Source organism: Archangium sp. Cb G35, from assembly GCF_001896145.1.
In the GTDB taxonomy this organism is placed as follows: domain Bacteria; phylum Myxococcota; class Myxococcia; order Myxococcales; family Myxococcaceae; genus Archangium; species Archangium violaceum.
This window is the reverse complement of sequence record NZ_MPOI01000014.1, coordinates 259395-280851: the sequence shown is the minus strand read 5'-3', so window position 1 is coordinate 280851 and position 21457 is coordinate 259395. Positions and strand designations below refer to the sequence as shown.

The 21457-nt window shown below is 69.5% G+C and carries 18 protein-coding genes; 9 read left to right on the top strand and 9 right to left on the bottom strand.

Annotated elements, in window-relative coordinates:
- Window positions 1–32 precede the first annotated feature (32 nt).
- On the top strand, window positions 33–596 hold the full coding sequence (locus BO221_RS37955; protein ID WP_073565750.1) for a DUF3060 domain-containing protein: 564 nt from the start codon (window positions 33–35) through the stop codon (window positions 594–596).
- A 162-nt stretch (window positions 597–758) separates the two neighbouring features.
- Window positions 759–3506 carry an ELWxxDGT repeat protein gene (locus tag BO221_RS37950; RefSeq protein WP_073565749.1) on the top strand — a complete coding sequence of 916 codons (2748 nt, stop codon included), beginning with the start codon at window positions 759–761 and terminating at the stop codon, window positions 3504–3506.
- Here the strand turns inward: BO221_RS37950 and BO221_RS37945 are convergent, their stop codons facing one another.
- From BO221_RS37945 to BO221_RS37915, 7 genes are all read right to left on the bottom strand, one after another.
- Window positions 3507–4973, bottom strand: a complete 1467-nt coding sequence (locus BO221_RS37945) for a HAMP domain-containing sensor histidine kinase (RefSeq protein ID WP_073565748.1) — start codon at window positions 4971–4973, stop codon at window positions 3507–3509.
- A 202-nt stretch (window positions 4974–5175) separates the two neighbouring features.
- Window positions 5176–5988 (bottom strand): hypothetical protein, encoded by an 813-nt coding sequence (locus BO221_RS37940; protein WP_073565747.1) that lies wholly within the window; start codon window positions 5986–5988, stop codon window positions 5176–5178.
- Window positions 5989–6083: 95 nt separating this feature from the next.
- The gene (locus BO221_RS37935) at window positions 6084–7154 is read right to left on the bottom strand and encodes a nicotinamidase (RefSeq protein ID WP_073565746.1); all 1071 of its coding nucleotides are present in this window, start codon (window positions 7152–7154) and stop codon (window positions 6084–6086) included.
- 323 nt (window positions 7155–7477) lie between these two features.
- Window positions 7478–9346: a hypothetical protein gene (locus BO221_RS37930; protein ID WP_198956267.1), complete on the bottom strand. Its 1869-nt coding sequence runs from the start codon at window positions 9344–9346 to the stop codon at window positions 7478–7480.
- Between the two features lie 4 nt (window positions 9347–9350).
- Window positions 9351–10157, bottom strand: coding sequence for a protein phosphatase 2C domain-containing protein (locus BO221_RS37925; protein ID WP_073565744.1), 807 nt, complete (start codon window positions 10155–10157; stop codon window positions 9351–9353).
- Between the two features lie 105 nt (window positions 10158–10262).
- Window positions 10263–10952 (bottom strand): NUDIX domain-containing protein, encoded by a 690-nt coding sequence (locus BO221_RS37920; protein ID WP_073565743.1) that lies wholly within the window; start codon window positions 10950–10952, stop codon window positions 10263–10265.
- Between the two features lie 110 nt (window positions 10953–11062).
- The gene (locus BO221_RS37915; RefSeq protein ID WP_073565742.1) at window positions 11063–12115 is read right to left on the bottom strand and encodes an AraC family transcriptional regulator; all 1053 of its coding nucleotides are present in this window, start codon (window positions 12113–12115) and stop codon (window positions 11063–11065) included.
- A 98-nt stretch (window positions 12116–12213) separates the two neighbouring features.
- On the opposite strand from BO221_RS37915, the gene BO221_RS37910 reads away from it, so the two are divergent.
- Window positions 12214–13026, top strand: coding sequence for a hypothetical protein (locus tag BO221_RS37910; RefSeq protein WP_073565741.1), 813 nt, complete (start codon window positions 12214–12216; stop codon window positions 13024–13026).
- A gap of 23 nt (window positions 13027–13049) precedes the next feature.
- On the opposite strand, the gene BO221_RS37905 is transcribed toward BO221_RS37910, so the two are convergent.
- The gene (locus tag BO221_RS37905; protein ID WP_073565740.1) at window positions 13050–14057 is read right to left on the bottom strand and encodes a diacylglycerol kinase family protein; all 1008 of its coding nucleotides are present in this window, start codon (window positions 14055–14057) and stop codon (window positions 13050–13052) included.
- Between the two features lie 537 nt (window positions 14058–14594).
- On the opposite strand from BO221_RS37905, the gene BO221_RS37900 reads away from it, so the two are divergent.
- The 4 genes from BO221_RS37900 (at window position 14595) to BO221_RS37885 (ending at window position 18627) form a co-directional block, all read left to right on the top strand.
- Window positions 14595–16082 carry a PEGA domain-containing protein gene (locus tag BO221_RS37900; RefSeq protein ID WP_073565739.1) on the top strand — a complete coding sequence of 496 codons (1488 nt, stop codon included), beginning with the start codon at window positions 14595–14597 and terminating at the stop codon, window positions 16080–16082.
- A gap of 98 nt (window positions 16083–16180) precedes the next feature.
- Window positions 16181–16564, top strand: coding sequence for a hypothetical protein (locus BO221_RS37895; protein ID WP_073565738.1), 384 nt, complete (start codon window positions 16181–16183; stop codon window positions 16562–16564).
- Window positions 16565–16627: 63 nt separating this feature from the next.
- Window positions 16628–18049, top strand: coding sequence for an IgA Peptidase M64 (locus tag BO221_RS37890; RefSeq protein WP_073565737.1), 1422 nt, complete (start codon window positions 16628–16630; stop codon window positions 18047–18049).
- A 116-nt stretch (window positions 18050–18165) separates the two neighbouring features.
- Window positions 18166–18627: a DUF2267 domain-containing protein gene (locus BO221_RS37885; RefSeq protein WP_083682018.1), complete on the top strand. Its 462-nt coding sequence runs from the start codon at window positions 18166–18168 to the stop codon at window positions 18625–18627.
- Between the two features lie 48 nt (window positions 18628–18675).
- On the opposite strand, the gene BO221_RS37880 is transcribed toward BO221_RS37885, so the two are convergent.
- Window positions 18676–19446: an SIMPL domain-containing protein gene (locus tag BO221_RS37880; RefSeq protein WP_233166439.1), complete on the bottom strand. Its 771-nt coding sequence runs from the start codon at window positions 19444–19446 to the stop codon at window positions 18676–18678.
- Between the two features lie 292 nt (window positions 19447–19738).
- Here BO221_RS37880 and BO221_RS37875 point away from each other — a divergent pair, with 292 nt between their 5' ends.
- Window positions 19739–20329, top strand: a complete 591-nt coding sequence (locus BO221_RS37875; RefSeq protein ID WP_143195921.1) for a hypothetical protein — start codon at window positions 19739–19741, stop codon at window positions 20327–20329.
- Between the two features lie 155 nt (window positions 20330–20484).
- Window positions 20485–21456, top strand: a complete 972-nt coding sequence (locus BO221_RS37870) for a PDR/VanB family oxidoreductase (RefSeq protein WP_073565735.1) — start codon at window positions 20485–20487, stop codon at window positions 21454–21456.
- Window position 21457 lies beyond the last annotated feature (1 nt).

Here is a 21457-nt window from a genome sequence, read left to right as displayed (position 1 = left end):
GGGCCCTTTGGCGTCCGTGAGGAGACAACACAATGTCGAGCTTCATTCGTGGAACGATGCTGTCTGGCGTGGTCGCGGGACTGCTGCTGGCGCCGGCGGTGGGGGTGGCGCAGGGCGGCGGGTCCGTGAAGGTGGGCAAGGACGGCAGCGTGCAGGTGAGGGGGGGCAACGCCTCGGTGAACACGCAGAAGGACGGCAGCGTGCAGGTGAGGGGTGGCAACACCTCGGTGAACACGCAGGCGGAGGGGGCCGAGGAGCTGGGCGGTGCCGACGTGGAGGTGAATGACGAGGGCGCCACCATGAAGCAGCAGGCTGGCGCGGAGCTGGAGATTTCCGGCTCGGGCAGCCAGGAGTCGCACCGCTGCTCGCCGAAGACGGAGGTGAACATCCAGGGGAGCGATAACGAGGTCACGCTGACCGGGGAGTGCAAGAAGGTGAGCGTGAGCGGCTCCACGAACAAGGTGAAGGTGGAGGCGGCGGGGGCCATCGAGGTGATGGGCTCGGACAACCAGGTCACCTGGAAGCGGGAAGTGGGGGGCAAGAAGCCCAAGGTGACGCGCACCGGGCACAACAACAAGGTGACGCAGGCGCGCTGAGCGCGGTTGACGAAGAACGGCACCGGGCGCGACGAAAAACGTCAGTCCGGTGCCCAAATGCGTTGGGGGTTCCCCACACGTCGAGGGGCGCTCTCCTCTGAAGACGAGGCGCCCGGCCGTGGGGCGGGCAGGCGAGCATGGCCGTTGCACTGGGCCGCGCGCATGCCACTTCCATCCCGACACCGCTCCCGCCGTCTGCCGTTCCTGCTGCTCTCGGCGGCCATCGGATGCACCAGCTCCGCGCCAGAGCAGGACGTCTCGCCGAGCCTCGCCTCGCAGGCCTCGCGCGCACTGCCTCCCGGGCTCGTCCCTTCCCTCGTGAAAGACATCCAGGTGGGCACCAATACCCAGACGCCCCCCTGGGACAAGGGCTCCTGGCTGGAGATGGACGGAGTCCCCGAGCCCGTCAGCCTCGGCCCGGTGCTCTATTTCACGGCCATCGACGAGAGCACGGGCCAGGAGCCGTGGCGGACGGATGGAACGGCCGAGGGGACACGGCTCGTCCGGGAGCTCATCCCCGGCTACAACCAGGGCGACATCACCGGCCTGGCCACCGCGGGAGGCTCGCTGTTCATCAGTACGGAGGCCTCCAGCTCCGATGGAGCCCTCTGGAAGAGCGACGGCACCGCCGCGGGCACCGTCCGCTTCGGCTCTCGGGAGGATTGGACGAATCCCGGTCACCTCATCAGCTGCAATGGACAGCTGTTCTTCCAGGACCATGTGGGGGGGCCCAGCTTCTCGGGTCTTTGGAAGAGCGATGGGACACTCGAGGGCACCGTGAAGCTCTCCTCGCAGGAGTGGGTCTTCCCGTCGCTCCACACGTCGAGTTCCTTCACGTGTGCGGGCGGAACGCTGTTCTTCGTGACCTTCGGTCCATCCTGGGACAATGAGCTGTGGAAGAGCGATGGGACTCCCGAGGGCACGATGCGCCTCGCGACGCTCACGCCCCTGATGATTCCCCTAGGCGACGACCCCTTCCTGTCCGCCGCCGGCTCGCGCGTGTTCCTCGCCGCCGCAACTGGAATCTGGACGAGCGACGGCACCCCCGAGGGCACCACGCTTCTGCACGGTGAGGGCTCGGCGGAGCCCCTGTACTACGCCGGCCAGTTCACCACCGTGGGAGGGCGGCTCTACTTCACCGCCTTCGACGCCACGTTCCAGCACGGGTTGTGGACGAGCGACGGCACCGATGCGGGCACCCGGATGCTCCTGCCCATCTTCTGGGGCCCTCCGCCAGGACTCGTGAGCCTGGGAGACACGCTGCTCGCCTCGGTGGGAACCGAGGTCTACCGGAGCAACGGCACGCCCGAGAGCACCGCGCGCCTCGACGGCCTCTCCCTGCATCTGGCCTGGCGGGAGAGCGCCCGGTTGCCGGATGGCCGGTGGCTCATCTCCACATCGAACGACACGGGCGCGCCCTCGCTCTGGGTGACGGATGGGACGAGTGCCGGCACCACGCCGCTCCTGCCCGCCCAGGAGCAGGGCTTCCTGCGGATTCGAGGCCTGAAGCGGCACGGAGACTTCGTGCAGTTCTGGGCCGAGGACGGGCGCCATGGCATGGAGCCCTGGGTGACGGATGGGACGCCCGCGGGCACGCGGCTGCTGCGTGACATCCACCGCGCCGACTCCTCCAACCCCCGGGAGCTCGTGGACCTGGGAGGCACGCTCCTCTTCACCGCCCAGGACGCCGAGCATGACCGCGAGCTGTGGAAGAGCGACGGCACCGCCGAGGGCACCGTCCGCCTCACGGAGTTCTCCATCGCTGGGGTGGGGACCTCCCCGGAGCCCCTCGCGCTGACGCGAGTGGGAGAGCGGGTGTTCTTCTTCTGGGGGGGCCAGCTCTGGAAGACGGATGGCACCGCCGCTGGCACGCAGCGGGTCCACAGCGGCCTGGGCACCGTGTACACCGCCGGCACCCAGGGGACGGCCCTCTTCTTCAACGTCTTCAGCTCCACCCGGGGCTGGGAGCTGTGGACGAGCGATGGCACCACCGAGGGCACCCTGCTCCTGAAGGACATCTACCCCGGCTCGAGGAGCGCCAACCCCGGGAATCTGACGCGGCTGGGCAGCACGCTCTTCTTCTCCGCCGAGGATGGAGTGCATGGCACCGAGCTGTGGAAGACGGATGGCACGCCCGGGGGGACGGTGCTCGTCAAGGACATCCGGCCGGGCCCTCAGGGCAGTGCGTTGGGCGGATTCGTGAGCGTGGGAAGCACGCTGTACTTCTTCGCGAACGACGGCGTGCACGGCCAGGAGCTGTGGAAGAGCGACGGCACCGCCGAGGGCACCGTGCTCGTGGCGGACATCCACCCCGGCACCACCCATTACCCGAGGGGACTGGTGGCGCGGGACGGGACGGTGTTCTTCCTCGCCGATGACGGCGTGCACGGCCAGGAGCTGTGGAAGAGCGACGGCACGGCGGCGGGCACGCGGCTCGTGGCCGACATCGTCCCGGGCCCCGGCACGGCGTTTCCTCCGCACTACAGCTTCACCGAGGAGGCGGGTCCGCTGCATGTCATCCATGGGGCGCTCTACTTCACGGCGGATGACGGGATTCACGGGGCCGAGCTGTGGAAGAGCGACGGCACGGCGGCGGGCACGCACCTGCTGCGCGACATCACCCCCGGTGCGGCGGGCAGCTTCCTGTGGGACGCGCCGCTGGTCGCCATCGGGCCGCACGGCACCTTCGCCTTCCCGGCACCGGACGCCGCGGGAGGCCTGGAGCTGTGGCGGTCGGATGGGACCTCGGCGGGCACGAGGCCGCTGCATGACCTCGCCCCCGGAGCGCATGGCTCCTCGCCGGCGAGGCTCACCGTCTCCGGCCCGCGGCTCTTCTTCGTCGCCGACGAGGGCGAGCACGGCCGGGAGCTGTGGAGCGTGAAGCAGGCGGCCTTCCACCAACGGCCGTAGCTAGTGCACGGTATCGGCCGGGCTCGGGGTGACGTCCTCGGGCCTGGCCGGTTGCGCTGCGGAGCGGGCATGGGGCAGCCGGACGCGGAAGGTGGAGCCCACGCCGGGGCGGCTCTCCACCTCGATGCGGCCCCCATGGGCCTCCACGATGCGCCGGGCCACCGACAGTCCAAGCCCCACGCCCGGTGCCTTCTCCCGGGCCCGCCCCGTGCGCCGGAACGGAGTGAAGAGCATGCGCAGCTCCTCGCTGGAGATGCCGATGCCCCGGTCCACCACGCTCAGCACGGCCTCGTCGCTCTCGCGGCCGACGATGACGTCCACGCGGCTGCCACCCTGCGAGTACTTCAGCGCGTTGCTCACCAGGTTGTGCAGCACCTGCTCCACACGCGTGGCGTCACAACACAGGAGAACAGGCTCCTCGGGGAGATGGAGCCTCAAGTCATGCGAGGAGCCGCCGGCCTGATACAGCTCCACCACGGAGCTGGCGAGCTCGCGCGCATCACGCTCCTCGAGGCTCAGCTCGAATCTGCCGGCCTCGATGCGGGTGGCGTCGAGCAGGTCTCCCACCATCCGGTCCAGGCGGGCCACCTGGCGGCGCACGAGGGCCATGGTCTTCTGCATGCGCTCCTCGGGGATGGGCCGGCCGGAGGTGACGAGGGCGGCGGACATCTTCAGCGCGGAGAGGGGGTTGCGCAGGTCATGCGCCACACCGGCGAGGAAGGTGAGCTGCTCCTCCTGCTGACGGGCGAGGGAGTTGGCCATCTCGTTGAAGGTACGGGCCATGTCGCGCAGCTCGACGGGGCCGGCCACGGGGGCGCGGGTGCGCTTGCGGCCGGCGCCGAAGCGGCGCATGGCGCGGCTCATGTCGAGCAGGGGGCGGAAGACGAAGCGGCGCAACCACCACAGCAGCACGCCGCCGCCGAGCACCAGGAGCGCGGCCACGCAGATGCCGCCGATGTTGGCGAGCTGGTCCCACCGGTCGGCCTGGAGCTGGACGGTCCGGGCCTCGTTGACGTTGAAGGTGACGAGCTGATCCAACGCGGCGAGCGCGGCCTCCAGGGGAGGAACGAGCTCGCGAGCGGCCTGCTCGGTGGGGAGGTTCGCGACGCGCTCCCGGGCGAGCAGGTAGTTGGAGATGGTGCGCTCGGCCTCGTCGAGGAGCACCAGTTCCTGGGGCGACCAGGCGTTGGCGCGGGCCTCGGTGAGGTGGACCCGGAGATTGGACTCGATGGCGGCGAAGGAGCGGGGCGAGTCAGCGGGGATGTGCAGGAGCGAATCGGACAGACGGTAGAGGGAGAGCAGATCCACCTGGAGGGCCTCGGCCAGGCGGACGCCCTCCACGGCACTGCCCATGCTCGCGGTGGTGCGATGGAGGTAGGTGGTCAGGACGATGAGGGAGGCCGCGCCTGCCAGGGCGAGGGCCGCGAGCATGGCGATGGCCGCGGTCATGATGCGCCTGAGACTCATGACGCCTCCAGGCGGAGGAAGCGGCCGCGATGCGGGACGTAGCGGGGGCTGCGAGGGTCCACGCGATTCCTCCCGGAGAGACGGAGGGCCCGCGCCCTCCCCTCTCTGCAACACGAAGATGTGTCCGGAAGAAGCGGGAGCCCCATGCCCGGCAGGAGGGAAGCCGAGGGAGCGGGCGGACCCCTCCTGCGTGAGCCGGGAATCAGGCGCCGAAGCCGCCGAGGGCGGTGCGGCTGAAGCTGGCGGCGCCCTGGCTGACGCGGACGGCGGACTGGCTGAAGACCTGGAAGGCCTTGCGGATGTCCTGGGCGCTCTGGCCGGGAGTGAGGATCCACTTGTCCTCGATGCCCATCTCGCGGAAGACCTTGCGGAAGTCGGTGCTGCCGTCGTCGATGCCCATGCCGGCGACGATGTGGTTCTCGGCGCGGCGCAGGTCGTTCACGAGCGCGGCGACATCCCGGGGACGGGAGCTCTGCGAGTGGCAGTCGGCACCATCGGTGATGAGGAGGGTGACGGTGCGGGCGGAGACGCCGTTGCGGGTGAACTCCTGGGCCTTGGCGAGCACGGTGCCGAGCAGGACGACGGCCTGGTCATAGAGGGGCGTGCCCTTGTCGGGGTCGTAGTTCTTGGAGTGCATGCGGACGACGTCCTCGAGGGGCCGGAAGGGGTTGAGGACGAAGCCATTGAGGTAGCGGGTGTGGAAGAGGATGCCGTCCTTCTGTTGGGAGGAGAGGAGGGCATCGAGGACGAGGTTGTGGCCGTCGCAGACGGTGCGGGCGTGGCCGGCGTGCTGGATGGAGCCGGAGTCATCGGGCATGACGGTGACGAGGACGACCTCGGAGGCCTGGACGTCATCGACGCTGATGCCGAGGCCGGCCTGTATCTGAGCGCCGAGGTCCACGACGGTGAGGGCCTGAAGCGCCTGGGGGCTGAGAACGCCTTCGGCGTGAGCGGCCTGGAAGAGCTGAGAGACATTGGCGCTGGAGCTGTTGCCATTGTTGGACGAGGAACTCATCTGAGCCTCCGTGAAGACAGTGAGGAAATAGGAGTCCCACTCCCTCTCCCATCGGGAGAGGGTCGGGGTGAGGGTGCCGAGCAACCGTGTGCGGCCTACGAGATCCGGAGATCCGGCCACGAGGCGAGCGGATCCGTGGACTTCACGAGGTGCATGCCGGCATTGGCGAAGCGCTGGAGAGCGGCATCGGCCTGCGGAGTGAAGTCAGCGGCGAACCCGCCCTTGCCATCGGGGACGGTCACAGCGGACATACAATCCGTGAGCAGATACACCTTGCGAGCGAGCGCCGCGTCCTGGGCGAGGATCTCCCCGAGCAGGTCATCGATGGAGCTCTTGACGCAGTGGCTGGCGGCCTGGCCGGCGATGACGACGGCATCTGCGGTGAGGAGGGTCTTGAGGAACTGGGTATTGCGCTGGGCGAGGGGCTGGCCGTCGTGGCGGGAGAGGACCTCGGGGCGGAGGACGGAGTAGTTCTCGGTGAGGGGGTTACCGCCCTTGACCTCGGCCCAGGACTGGGCGCCGCGGGCGAAGGAGTGGAACAAGCGGGCCTCCTGGACGACCCCGGCGAGGGCATGACCATCGCCGCCGAGGAGGCAGTGAGGAGGCCAGAGGTAGAGGGTATACTTCCCGGCGCGCTCGAGCTCCTCGCAGTAGTACTTCACCTGCTTGAGGAGCCAGGGGTAGTTGCCGCCGCAGAGCCATTTGGCCATGGCGGGATTGGGGCGGACCTGGCCGCGTTCGATCTGCTCGCGGGTGATTTCGCGGTAGGCGGTGAGTGGCTGGTCATTCTGGTCGACCCAGAAGGACGGGAAGAAGATCTGGTAGGCGAAGTGGGTATCGAGCGTGGTGGTGACGTGGGTGAGGGCGCCGAGGTTCTTGTAGACGAACTCGGCGATGCGGCGGCTGTCGTCGATGGCGCCGCGGCCGGAGCGGCCGGCGACGTAGAGGGAGCCCTCGGGGAAGCAGAAGTCCTTCTGGACGTCGATGAGGAGCAGGTGGAGGTTGAACGAGTCCGTGGCGGAAGCGGAGAGGCCGTGAGCGCCGCGCCAGGTCTGGGCCTCGGCCTGGAGGGCCATGGCGTTGGGGCCGTAGGCGTAGGAGGCGGCGTTGGCGGACTTGTAGAACGACGGAAGCGGCAGCTCCTTCAGCTTCGACTGGGTCTTCATGGTGCAACCCTCCTGGGTGGAGCGGCTTACCGCGCCACCCTTCGTGTATCGACAACACCAACATAGTGTCCGAATTACACGTAGTCAAGCCAGGGTGGACCGAATCGAGGCTGGCCTACGGGTAAGGCGAGGTGTCAGGCCCTGCGCGAACCTGGGCGCTGAACGAAGAGAAGGGAGAGCGCCGGCCATGGCAGGCAGGAGGAGCCCGCCGGGCGCGACGTTCACGAACTTGTCCAACAGTTGGACAAGTTCGTGAAGAGCGAGCCCGGAGGGCGGGTCTCAGGAGCCGAGGCTGGAGCACTCGGCCACATGGGGCCTGGGAATCAGGTCATCCGCAGGGCGGTGATGTCCTGGCGGCGGACGACGGTGAGCCCGTTCCGCGTGAGGAACAGGCGGCTGTCGGCATCGACGAAGGGCTCGGTGTCGGGGAATTCGCGAACCACCTCGAGACGGCCCTGCCGCAACTCCACGCGGACGAGTCCCGAGTCGGTGGGAGCGAACAAGGCCTCGCCCGAGGCGCACCTGCCCCTTACCGAGCCGAGCCACGAGCCATCGCCCGCCTCGCCCTTCGCGCTGGCCTTCACGGTGCCATCCGCGCCCACCACGACACAGTGGTTCACCGTCCGGCCGCCGGTCTCCTCGGCGAGGAAGAGCCAGCAGTTCGCACCATCGAACACGGCCTCCGCGTCCACCAACCGGCCCGAGGGCCACGGCAGCGCCAGTCCATCCCGGAGTCCCGGGCGCTCGGCGTCGAAGACGAACGCGCCGCGCAGCGAGCCCGCACGGTGGAAGCCGAGCCCGAAGCGCGGCCCCACGAAGAGGCGTGTCTGCCCATCGAGCACCTCGCCCAGCCGCTCGGGAGCGAACGCCCCATCGCGCCACAACGCTCCCGCGTGCGCCCAGTAACGGTGGCGCGCATTCGCAGCGAAGGCCGGGCGCTGCTCGGGCGCATCCACGCCGAGCCGCTCGGGGCGCTGGCCCGGGGCGAGCACCGCGAACTCCCCGCCCTTCCCCACCAGCGTGACGGCGCCCTGCAACGCCCAGAGCAGCGAAGGATCCAACCCACCCTGGAGCACCGCCGAGCCATCCTCGCGCCGGTATGCCCCATTCGCGTAGAAGAGCCAGCGCAATGCCCCATCCTCGACGCTGGCGTGGAGGATGACGCCCTCGGTGGTGAAGAGGCGGGTGGCCACCACCTGGCCGCGCACGGTGGTGACGGGCGTGGTCGACAAGGCCGCGCTCGGGCGGCACGTGGGGCACGAGGCCCGCGCATGCTCCACACCACACGAGGCACAGACCGTGAAGCGCAGTGAATCCAGCAGCGGCAGCGGGAACGGCCCGCGGAGATCCTCGACGAACACCCGGTGCAGGCAGTGCAGCAGGTCATCCGGAAGCACACCGAAGGGCGTGGCCGGCTTGGGGTACTGGACGTCCGGGTGGAAGACGGTGATTCGCTGGAGGACGCGAGCGGTGGGCGTGGCCTTGGGCGTGGGAGGCTTCGGGCGGTGGATGCCGCCATGGGGCCCCACGCACAGCAGGCTCTGCATCAGCGCGACGGTGAAGGCATACCAGTCACTGTCCGGAGACGCCGGGCGCGAGGGCATCAGCCCCTGCGTCGAGCCGCCCAGGCGCAGCGGGTCCAGGAACTTCTCGGTGAAGACGGGGGAGAGATAGGACCCGAACTGGAAACTGTCCGCGTCGATGAGCCAGGCATCGTTGCCGGTGACGAGGATGTTGAGGTCGTTGAAGTCCCCCACCACCACGCCGCTGCCATGGAGCGCGGAGAGCGTGCGGTGCAGGCCGCGGAAGAGCTCGGCGACGCGGGAGGACGGCACACCGGCGCGGCGGAAGGCCGGGTCACCGAAGCGGCGCAGGGGCTCGGAGCCCTCGAGCTTGCGCATGGCGTAGCCGAGCAGCGTCGTGCCCTTCTTGTCGGTGGCGAGCGTCTCGGGAGACACCACCCGCGCGGGCAGCGGCTTCGGGAAGGCGGGCAGCTTGCGCTGGTGCTCGGCGATGCGGGCCCGTGCGGCGGCCTGCTCCTGGGGGAGGTTGTCGTAGTCGGGGTGCTCGGGAGGCTTGAAGAGCTTGAGGACGCGCCCGTCCCCGAGGTCGAAGACATCCGCCTCGCCGCCCTTGCCGAGCGCCTTCCTCGGGTCCAACCGGAGCCTCTTGCCCTCGAGATAGACGTCCATGGTGTCAGGCCCTCCCCTGCCGGCGGCGCAGGACGACGAGCGTGGTGTCATCGGAGAGCAGTCCGGGCACGCGCTCGAGTCTGCGGGCGGGAAAGTCGGCGCGGACGGACTCGCGGTTGAGCAGCGCGAGGCGCCGGCGCAGTGCGTCCGGGTTCGAGAAGTACCGGCCCTCACTCCAGAACTGGGAGAGTGGACCCACGGGCTCCTCGCGCTCGGGCACCCGGGCCTCGGCGAGGCCCGCGAGGTCCGACACCCCATCCGTGCCGAGCAGCAGCGAGTCCACCTCGGCGGTGGGCCGCAGGGTGTGGGCCTTCAAGGACACGGCGCCCGGCTTCAGCAGCCCATAGGCCAGGTACGGCGGCGCATTGTTGGGAAAGGGCCCGAGCCGGTGCACATCCCCATTGAGGGCCCAGAGCCCATCGCCCGCGGAGAAGACGAGCGTGTGCTCGGGGGTGACGACGGCGCCCACGACGGTGAAGAGGAGCGCCTCACCGATGGCCCGCTCGCCCAGTTCCCCGGAGATGGCCTGGAGGAAGCACAGCACGTCCGCGCCCAGGCGCTGGAGGAACTCGGGGGACTCGACGGGCACCTGCCTGCCCAGCAGCGAGAGCGCTCCCTCCACGACCCGCCGGGCGCCCAGTTGCGCCCCCAGCTCGCTCTGCGCGCCACTGCCGCACCCATCCGTGACGACGGCCGCCAGACCGTGCTCGCTCGCCCGGGCCCAGAAGGAGTCCTGGTTGTTGCGTCCGGCTCGGGCGTGCTCCCGGCCCTGCACGGTGGCGGCGGCGAGCTCGAAGGGCAGCGCGGACATGACTCTCCTCTCCCAGGTGGCCTGGGCAGACGTCGTGTTCTACCGACACCAAGTTAGTGTCTAAAGAACACGAAGTCAACCCGATGGCCCGGGTGGGGAGGAGGACTACAGCTCGAAGTTGAAGCCGGCCTTCTCCAGTTGCTTGTACTTCTTGTGGTCGAAGCGGTAGAGGCGCGCGGCGCGGTGGGAGACGTCCTGCTCCACCTCGTCGAGCTCCTCGAGCAGATCCATGGCAAGCAGCTTCTTGCGGAAGTTGCGCTTGTCGAGCTCGCGCTCGAGGATCTTCTCGTACATGCGCTGCAACTGGGTGAGGGTGAACTTGGGCGGCAGCAGCTCGAAGCCGATGGGCTGGTAGCGGACCTTGCCCTTCAACCGCTGGTGGGCCGTGGCGAGGATGTCCGCGTGGTCGAACGCCAGCTTGGGCACGTCATAGACCGAGAACCAGGCGGCCTCCCGGGCGTCGGTGGCGGCATGCACGCGGTGGTCCGACAGCTTCACCAGCGCGAAGTAGGTCACGCTCACCACCCGGCCCCGTGGGTCCCGCTCCGGGGCCCCGAAGGTGTAGAGCTGCTCCATCAGGTTGGGGCGGATACCGGCCTCTTCCTGGAGTTCGCGGCGCGCGGCGTCCTCGAGCGACTCCTCCATGCGGACGAAGCCACCCGGCAGCGCCCACCGGCCCTGGAAGGGCTCCACGCCGCGCTTGATGAGCAACACCTTCAGGTCCTCGTCGTCCAGGCCGAACACCACGCAGTCCACCGTCAACGACGGGCGCGGGTAGTCGTAGGTGTAGCTCACGGGGTTCCTTTCGTTCCGTTCGTGCCCACCGCATAGTGTTGAGTGAACACCACGTCAAGCGGTGGAAATCCGAGTGGATGCACGGGGCAGGAGGACGGGGCCGGGCACCCTCACCCCGGCCCTCTCCCGGGGGGAGAGGGAGTCTGGGGCGTGTGGGCACGGCGGAAGGCCTCGGGGCTCATCCCCCACCAACGCTTGAAGGCCCGGTGGAACGTGGCCGGCTCGCCATAGCCGAGCAGGAAGGACACTTCCGCGATGGACATCCTCCGCCGCAGGTAGTTCTCCGACAGCTCGCGCCTCACCGCCTCCAGGATGCCCGCGTAGCTCTGCCCCTCCTCGGCCAGCTTGCGCTGCAGCGTGCGCGGCGGCAGGTGCAGCGTCCTCGCCACCGCCTCGAAGGTGAAGTCCCCTCCCGACAGCGTGCGCCTCACCTGCTCGCGCACCCGCTCGGTGAGGCTCGCCGTCACCGGCAGCCGCGAGAGCTGCCGCTGCGCCTGTTTCTCGAACATGGTGTTGAGCAGCGCATCCGCGTGGACGAAGGGCAGCTCCGCGTCCGCGCGGGAGTACTCGATGTCGCTTTGCGGCGCGCCGAAGACGAGCGGACAGGCGAAGAGGGCCTCGTGCTCGCGGATGTCCGCGGGCGCGGCGTGGACGAAACGCACCTGGAGCGGCCGCACGTCCACCCCCGTGAAGTAGCGCATCCCCAGGGCCACCTGCACGAGCGCGACCTCGGCCATCTGCCGGTGCGCCGGCCGCCACGGCCCCACGGGGGTGAAGCGCATGCGCACTCCGCGCTCGGTGTCCTCCACCCCGAAGCGATCCCCGTCCCCCCAGACGCGCTGGTAGCGGCACCCGCGCACCATGGACTCCTTCAGCGTCGCGCTCGTGAGGATGACGAGCCCGGCCGCGTCATCCGGGTCCACCTCGCTCATGCGCGCCATGTGCAGGCCCAGGTTGTCGTCCCCCGTCACCTCCACCGCCCGCTCCAGGAGCGTATCGAGCACGGTGTAGGGGATGCGCAGCTCGGGGTCGTCCAGGTCCTCCAGGCGCAGGCCCACCTCACGGCAGAGCGCCTCGATGGGCACCTTGTGCTCGGCCGCGATGTCCAGCGCCTGCCGGACCAGCCGGGAAGAAAGGGCCGCAGGAGGAGAGGAGGACGCCATCGACAGCGGGGACGCTAGCGAGCGGTTGGCGCCCGGTGCAAGCCGTTCTGGCGCCAGCGGTCAGTGCAGGACGGCCATCCGGGTGGCACCTTCAGCCCATGAACGAGCCCACTTCCACCGCCCTCATCCCGCGCCTGCACCTCTTCGAGCTGCTCGATCAGGACTGGTACCCGCACACCTTGAGAGACCTGGGCACGGACTATCTCCACACCGTCAGCGAGAAGACGGGCGTCTTCGATGCCGCCACGGACGTGCTCGCCCGGGGCCTGCGCGCCTCGGAGAGCCAGGAGTTGCTGGACCTCGGCTCGGGAGGCAGCGGTCCCCTGCCCCGGCTGTGCCGCATGTTGGAGAAGGAGCAGGGACTGAAGCCGCGCGTGGTGCTCAGCGACCTGTACCCCACCGCCAACGCGGCCGAGCGGGCACGCGCCCATGGCGTCGACTACCTGGAGCGGCCCGTGGACGCCACGCGGGTGCCTCCGGAGCTGCGTGGCATGCGCACCCTCTTCAACGCCCTGCACCACTTCCGGCCCGAGCAGGCCCGTCAGGTGCTCGCGGACGCGCAGGAACGCAACGTCCCCTTCGCCGCCTTCGAAATCATGCAGCGCACGCCGGCCGGAATCCTCGGCATGCTGCCGGTGCCGCTGATGGTGTGGCTCTTCACCCCGCTCATCCGCCCGCTGACGCCGCTGCGCCTGCTGCTGACGTACGTGCTGCCAGTGGCGCCACTCGCCAGCCTCTGGGACGGTCTGGTGTCCGCCTTCCGGGCGCACCGCCCCGAGGAGCTGCGCGCCATGACGGCCTCCATCGCCCGCGAGGGCTACACCTGGGAGGTGGGCGAGTTGAAGCGGCCCGGCAAGCCCACCGTCACCTATGTGCTCGGTCTGCCCGCCGGCTCGCGCTCGGAGCGGTAGCCCGTCCTCCCTGGCCTTCCGTGTCAGGCCACGAGGCGCTGGAGTTGCCGCCAGTCCACCAACTGCACGGACTCCTCGGCCAGGTCGAACTCCAGCGAGCGGCGCAGGCCCATGATGTCGCCGCCCATCTGCAAGGGCACGTCGCGATCGAAATCCATGCGCAAGCGCTCGACGAAGAAGTCGTGCATGTGAGGCATCGGGTGATGGCCGCGCCACAGCCGGCGCATGTTGAGGGTGGCCTCGCTCACGCCGGCACCATAGACGCGCACGGACAACCGGTGCGGCACCGCCTGGGCGAAGGGGAAGGCCTTGAAACCGAAGCCCCACTCGGTGGTGGTGGCCGCTCCGGCGACGCCCGCGGGGCCCTCGTAGAGCAGCGCGCCCGTCTCCCCATTGGGCAGCGGCACCACGTTGCCACGCGCGTCCACGGTGAGCGCCGGCGCCCCCAGGTTGTACACCTTCACCTGCAGCTGGCCCTTGCCGAACAGGTGCCGGGGAATGGTGCGGGTGAACAGGGCGCTCATGTACCCGCGCAGGCCGGCGTTCGCCTCGCGCAGGGGCCCGGCCGGGAACTTGGACAGGTGGTCCTTGAAGTCCTGCAGCGTCTCCGAGTCCCAGCCCGTCCCGGCGAAGGGCGCCACCCGGTTCTCCAGCCGCACCAGGGAGAAGGGGCGCAAGGGAGGCAGGCGCTCGCCACACGCGGCCAGCTGGCGCAGGGCCACCGCGGGCTTGGGCGCCCCGGTGACGCGGGCCCACGCATTGCCCGTGCCCAGCGGCAGCACCCCAATGGCCGGCAGCGCCAGGCCCTGCAGGCGCAGCTCGTTGAGCAGCCCGGTGATGGTGCCGTCACCGCCTCCGGCCAGCAGCAGCTGGGGCGGGTTGGGGCGCAGCTGCTCGGAGATCCACGTCCGGGCCTCCTCCAGCGAGCGGGTGAGGGCCAGGCGGGCCCGGGGGAAGAAGCGCTGCACCATGCCGCCGACCCTCTCGGAGCCCCGGCGTGCGCGCAGATTGACCATCACGGCGATGTTCATGGCGGCGTCACTCTCCCCAAGCCATGTCATGGTTTTGTCATGGCGTCTCGACCTGGCGATCATCTTCCAGTGACGGACACATGAGGGGTTCTCCTCATCTCCCAGCCGGCGAGCACCACATGCTCCCAGGCTGTGGCCTGCCCGTGACAGGGGCAAGTCGGACGCCGCCCGCCGTCCAACCGCCAGCAAAAGGGGTGGGGTCCATTGTTGGGCCCTCCTCGCTGCCAAGATGGGATGACGCGGAGCGGCACGCAGAAGCCCCGGCCCGGCCCCCGGGAGAGCGGCCGAGGTGGCTCCAGACCGGAGGATGGACCGTCCATGATCGAGACGGGACAGGGGAAGCAGGGAGTCGCGAGCCCCGGGACCCCGCCTCGGGACACCGTGGTGGGTAGGGAGCCGGAGGCCCGCCCAAGGGCGCGGAATGACTGCGTTCTGGCGCACGGGGGATGGGTTGTGGGCGTGGCGTGACGGCTGGTATCTCGGCGGCGCGAGGACTGGCGGCCGGCGGAACGGGCCCTGCAATCGCGCTCGGACATCATGACCTTCCTCAAGAACTCGTACTCGATGGTGGTGCTCGCGCTCGTACTGGGTAGCGCGGCGGGAGCGGCCCCGCGCCGCGTGGTGGTCTCCAGTGGCGACTGCAAGGACGCGGAGCTCAGCGGCCAGGCCAGGGCGCTCTACGACCGGCTGGTGTCCCGCCCGGGAGAGAACGTCCTGGGAGCGGCGGACTTCGCCGAGCGGCTGTTCCCCCCACCCTCCGGCAGCTTCGAGGACATCAAGCGGCAGCTCGAGGCCGCGCAGGGCCAGTTCTACGAGGCGCGTCATGCCCGGGCGGCGCAGGGCATCGACGAGGTGCTCCGGCAGGTGACGCGCCTGCCGCCGGGCGAGGCCCGCTGGAAGCTGTACGTGGACACGCAGTTGCTGCTGGCGATGAACCAGCGTGCGCTGGGCAAGGTGAAGGAGAGCGACGACGCGTTCCGCAACGTGCTGCGGCTGGAGCCGGAGTACGCGTTGGATCCGGACTACTACACGCCGTCCACGCGGCAGGCCTTCGACAAGCTGCGTCGCGAGCTGGCGCGGGGCAGGAAGGTGAAGCTCTCGGTGAAGTCCAACCTGTCTCCCTCCGAGGTATTCCTGGATGGGCGGAGCGTGGGGCAGACGCCGCTGGTGCTGGAGGTGCCCGCGGGCACGTACGACCTGAGCGTGAAGAAGGGCGAGGCGCTCAGCTTCCCGCGCCAGTTGCCGGTGCAAGGCGCGGAGACGCCGGTGCTGGTGGACCTGGCGTATGAGGGGTCCATCTCGGCCAGTCCCTTCCCGTGCCTCGCGTCGGATGGGGATGGGGAGACGGAGCTGTCCCACGCCGTGCGCCTGGGAGGCACGCTGGGCGTGGAGGAGGTCATCGTGGTGAGGCTCGAGGGGGCGCACAACGGGCCGAAGTGGCTCGCCGCCACGGTGCTCAACGTGGAGGGGGGCCAGAAGCTGCGCGAGGGAGGCGTCAAGACGCAGGGGCTCGATGCGCCGTCCGAGTCGATCTCCGCGCTGGTGGACTTCGTCACCACGGGAAAGGATCAGCCGAGCCTCGTGGTCGCGACGCCCAACCACCAGCCGCCCTGGGAGCAGCCCCCGGCGATGCTCACCCCGGCGGTGACGGAGAAGTCTGGTGGCTCCGTGAAGCCGCTGCGCGTGCTGTCGTACGTGACGCTCGGCGTGGGCGTGGCGGCGCTGGCGGGCGCGGGCTACATGCGGCTCTCCCTGGAGCCCGAGTGGCAGGAGCTGACGAATCCGGCGAACGGGCACATGGTGGACGGGAAGATCAACGCCGAGGACACCCGGGGCGTGCAGTTGCTGCGCGACGTGGCGCGGAAGCACAACACCATGGTGGGACTGCTCGTCGGCTCGGGCGCGGCGGTGGTGACGGGCACCGTGCTCTTCTTCCTGTCGCCCAACGAGGCGCCTCCGCCCGTGTCGGTGGGGGTGACGGCGGGCCCGGATGGGGCGGGCGCCACGCTGTCGGGGACGTTCTAGTGACACAGGCACCCACACTCCAAGTGAAACCATTTCCTTGACCTGCTCTCCCGGCTATTCCAGTTTCCCGGGTTGAACCCCCAACGAGGAGAGTCGGGATGAAGAAGCTGACGCTGATCGCCGGAGTGCTGACGCTGGTGCTGGTGGGCTGTGGCCCGGTCGAGAGCGAGACGGCGGACCTGGGCGCGGAGCCCACGGGCACGGACACCGCCGCGCTGACCATGTACCCGGAGTGTTGCGCCGCCATCCCGAACTCCGGGTACACGGAGGCGTTCTGTGACTCGGTGGCGTACTCGCCGGGGCGCTGCAACCAGGTGTGGGGCGGCTCGGCGTGCCAGTGGAACAACACCAACTGCCCCGTGACGTGCTGCCAGCCCAAGAGCGGCAGCACCGTGTCCTGGAACTACTGCAACTCGTTCACGATGTCCGCCGACCGCTGCAACGCGGTCAACGGCGGCACCACCTGCAACTGGACCTGCTGAGCGCCACGGGCACTCCCGTTCCACGGGCTTGGGAGGCACAGCGCCTCTGGTACGTTCCCGCGCATGAACGTCCTCCTGGCCCTGCTGTTGGCCGCGAGCGCCTCGAGCGCTCCGGCCCCCCGCACCTTCCGCGTCGACTACTTCCACACCGGCAACGCCACCGAGGAGCGTTTCAGCCTCGATCGGCTCGTGGTGGAGCCCCTGCCCTGGCCCGGCCACCCCGCTCGCGGCGTGGATGAGACCAACCTCGGCAAGTACCTCTTCGAGGTGCGCGACCGCGCCACCAACCGGCTGCTGTACTCGCGCGGCTTCGCCTCCATCTACGGCGAGTGGGAGACGACTCCCGAGGCCCGCGAGATGAACCGCACCTTCCACGAGTCCCTGCGCTTCCCCTCCCCGGAGAAGCCCGTGCAGGTGATGCTCAAGAAGCGCGCGAAGGACAACTCCTTCCGCGAGCTGTGGAGCTTCACCGTCGACCCCCAGGACATGTTCGTCGACCCGTCCACGCCCGCCTCGCCCGGCCCGCTGTTGAAGCTGGTGGACAACGGCCCGTCCGCGGACAAGGTGGACTTCCTCATCCTCGGCGATGGCTACACCGAGAAGGAGCGCGCCAAGTTCGAGAAGGACGCGCGGCGCCTGGTGGACATCCTCTTCGGCTTCTCGCCCTTCAAGGAGCGCAAGCAGGACTTCAACGTGTGGGGCCTCATGCCCGCCTCCCGCGAGTCCGGCATCTCCCGGCCCTCCACCGGCATCCACCGCGACTCGCCCGTGGGCTCCACCTATGACGCCTTCGGCAGCGAGCGCTACGTCCTCACCTTCGAGAACCGCCGCTTCCGCGACATCGCCGCCTTCGCGCCCTACGAGTTCGTGGAAATCCTCGTCAACGGCAACACCTACGGCGGCGGAGGCATCTTCGGCCTCTACAGCACCGTGGCCGCCGACAGCCTCTGGGCCCCCTATGTCTTCGTCCACGAGTTCGGCCACCACTTCGCCGGGCTCGCGGACGAGTACTACACCTCGGAGTCGGCCTACGCCCCCGCCGAGGAGCGCGTGGAGCCGTGGGAGAAGAACGTCACCGCGCTCAACGACTCTGCCCGGCTCAAGTGGAAGCACCTGATGACGCCCGGCACGCCGCTGCCCACGCCCTGGCAGAAGGACGAGTACGAGAAGCACGCGCGCGAGGTGCAGCAGCAGCGCCGCCGCATCCGCGCCGAGCGCCGCCCCGAGTCGGAGATGGACGCGCTCTTCACCTCCCAGCGTGACTGGGAGGAGAAGTTCCTCGGCCAGCAGCAGTACGCCGGCAAGGTGGGGGCCTTCGAGGGCGCCATGTACGAGGCTCGCGGCTACTACCGGCCCCAGGCGGATTGCGTGATGTTCACCCGCGACCGCGTGCCCTTCTGCTCCGTCTGCCAGCACGCCCTCACCGAGGTCATCGACCTGTATGCGGGCCCTCGAAGTGGCAAGGCCCCGAAGACGGCGCCCTGAGCCTGGCCGCCCAGGTCCGCGAGCCGAGACCCCGGCGGGCAGGGCCTCCGTCCCCTGCCTGCTGCCGTCCGGGTTGTACGTCTCCAACCTGACAGGGAAAGGAGGCGGACACACCCATGGCCATGATGCAAAACATGGATACGACGGAGTCCTGGTCTGGTGAGGGCGTAGGGACGAGCGTGGAGTCGTTCCTCGCGCACATCAACCGCGAGGTTCCCGAGTACTCCCCAACGGAAGTGGCGGACGCGGTGATGAGCGCGCTGTGCGAGCGGCTCCCCGGTGGGCTGGTGCAGGAGCTCCGCGAGCAGTTCCCCGAGGGCTTGCGCAAGCTCTTCGAGCGCAGTTGGAAGGACCGGACTGCTCCCGCGCAGAAGTTCGAGAAGGACGACTTCTACCTGGACATCGCCGAGCGGTTGCAGGTCGAGCCCGAGAACGTCCGCCTCGTGCTCCATGTCTTCTTCGGCTCCCTGCATTCTCAAATCACCGAGAAGCTGGCGCAGAAGATCCGCGCCGAGATGCCGCCCAACATCGCCGGCACCTTCGACGCCGCCCGCCGCGACGCGGACCTGCCGCGCTAGGCGTTGAAACGGAAGCCCCGGAAGGCCCAGGCCCTCCGGGGTTTCCTCCTACCTGCCCTCGATGGCGAAGATGAGCGTCACCCGCGCCGTCACCGTCTGCTCCTCCGGCTGGATGGGCGTCGTCACGTCCGCCGCGCTTCCCGCTCGCGCCATCTCGAAGCGCGCCACCATGGGGAGTGGACGCGGAGGCTCGGACACCGTGCTCGCGTCCAGCACCGGCCCCAGCTTCACGCCCAGCGCCGCGGCCAGCACCTGCGCGGATTGCCTCGCCCGCTCCACCGCGTTGCGCAGCGCATCGCCCTGCACCACCTCCGGCTTGCTCAGGCCGAAGCGCACCGAGTCCACCCGGTTGGCCCCCGCCCCCAGCGCCGTGTCCAGCAGCGTCCCCACCCGCGACAGCTCGCGCACGTGCACTTCCACCTGGTTGCTCACCCGGTAGCCCCTCAGCTTCGGCGCCTCCTCCGGCCTCGGCTGCGGGTGGTACTCGGGGAACACCGAGTAGTTGCGCGTCTCGATCTGCTTGCGCGGAATCCCCGCCTGCACCAGCGCGGCGATGACCTTGTCCATCTTCCGCGCGTTCTCCTCCGCCGCCGCCTTCGCCGTGGGCGCCAGCGTCTCCATCGCCAGGTCGATGAAGGCCTCGTCCGGTGCCACCTTCACCTCGCCCATCCCCTCCACCCGGATGGTCCGATCCAAAGGACTCACGGCGGGCTGGGGCGCGGGTTGTGGAACGACGCGGGGCTGCGCTTGCGCTCCGAAGGTCAGGGCGCCGCTCATCAGCAGGACGACAAGCGGGGCAGTGCGCACAACCGACATCATGGCCTCCTCGTGAGGCGGGCTCCGCCTCAAGGTGTGTTCGTGGCAAGGGGGTGGCATCACCCCGGTGCAGCCGACATGGACTGGCTGCATGGAGAGTAGCGGGGAGGGCAGTGCGAATGCGTGGGAAACGGGCCGTGAAGCAGGCGCTCCTCGGGATCGCCGGCGTGGCGCTGATCCAGGGGACACGTTTCAACCCGTTTGCGAGACTTTGAGACACGGGCACCAGGAGCGCTATTCTCGTGCCCGCTTGCCCTGGCTCGCGTGGTTCGCGGCCCCGGCGCTGAGGAGCTCCATGCGGATACTGCTGTTCCTGGTCGCGCTGCTCTCGGGTGGCTACGCCGGTTACCTCTCCACCGTCGCCAAGACGTCCTATTCGTCGTTCTCGCCCGCCCAGCTCGATCAAATCGAGGCCGAGCAGACCCGCCAGCTCGACAGGACCTCGGGCGACGAGCGCGACAACCACCTCATCTCCCTCTCCATCATCCGCGACGAGCGCACCCGCCTCTTCCACATCCAGTTGGCCGGCGGCGCCGCGGCGCTCTCCCTCCTCTCCGCGCTCGTCCTCACGCTCGTGGGCAAGCGCGGCAAGAACTCGGGGCAGGAGGAGGATCCATACGGGTCTCCGGCCGAGTCCGGCGGCTCCCGGCAGATGGATCGCAACCGGGCCGCGGCCATCCTCGGCGTCCGCCCCGATGCGCCCCGCGCCGTCATCGAGGCCGCCCTCCAGGCCCAGCTCGCAGAGAAGGATCCCTCGCAGCTCGGCGGGCACGACCCCAGCCTCCGTCAGAAAATCCACCAGCAGCGCGAGGAGCTCCAGGCGGCCGCCAATGTGTTGTTGGGCCGACGCGAGCTCGCCTTCGACCCCGACGGGACCCAGGGCTGAGCCCCTCCCGGCGGTCGCAGCTGTCCAGCTTCCATCGAACCATGTGCCCCCCGGTCCGTTGCTCCGGGGGGACGCGCTGTCCATCCTCCCGACGGCCCCGCCGGATTCTTTCAACCACCCGGTGAGGCCCTGATGTTCGAGGGGGGAACCACACCGTGGCCCAAGACAGCCTCAGCCTGCGCGTCCAGCGCATCACGCCCGAAGCCGAAGGCATCTGCTCCTACGAGCTCGTCCCCGTGAATGGGGGCCCGCTGCCTCCCTTCGAGGCCGGCTCCCACCTGGATGTCCACGTCCCGGGCGGCTTCCTGCGCCAGTACTCGCTCTGCGGCGACCCCGCCGAAACGCACCGCTACCTCATCGCCGTGCAGCGCGATGCCAACGGACGCGGCGGCTCCCGGGCCATGCACGAGCGCGTCCACGAGGGCGACGTGCTCACCACCAGCCTCCCCCGCTGCGACTTCCCCCTGCTCCACGCCCGCGGCTACGTGCTCGTGGCCGGTGGCATCGGCATCACCCCGATGCTCTCCATGGCGCACCAGCTCCAGCGCCAGGGCGCGCCCTGGCACCTGCACTACTGCACGCGCTCGCCCGAGCGCACCGCCTTCCGCGCGCTGCTCGCCTCACCGGCCTTCGCCAGCCACGTCACCTTCCACCATGATGGGGGAGACCCGGCCCGGGGACTCGACGTGCAGGCCCTGCTCACCACGCGCACCGGAGGCACCCGCATCTACTGCTGCGGCCCCGCGCCCCTCATGCGCGCCGTGCGCGAGGCCACCGTGCTCCACGACTGGCCCCGCGAGAAGGTCCACTTCGAGGCCTTCTCCGCCGAGGCCACCGGCGCCATCAGCGAAACCGCCGACACCGAGTTCCAGGTCGTCATCCGCAGCACCGGCGCCACCTACCCCGTTCCTCCCGGGCAGACGGTGCTCAACGTGCTGCGCAAGAATGGACTGCGCGTCCAAAGCGACTGCGAGGCCGGCTCCTGTGGCTCCTGCCTCACCCGTGTGCTCGACGGTGACCCGGATCACCGCGACACCTTTCTGCCCGAGACCCAACGCGCCACGCGCTGCAACATGCTCGTCTGCGTGTCGCGCGCCCGCTCGCGCAAGCTCGTGCTGGACCTGTAGG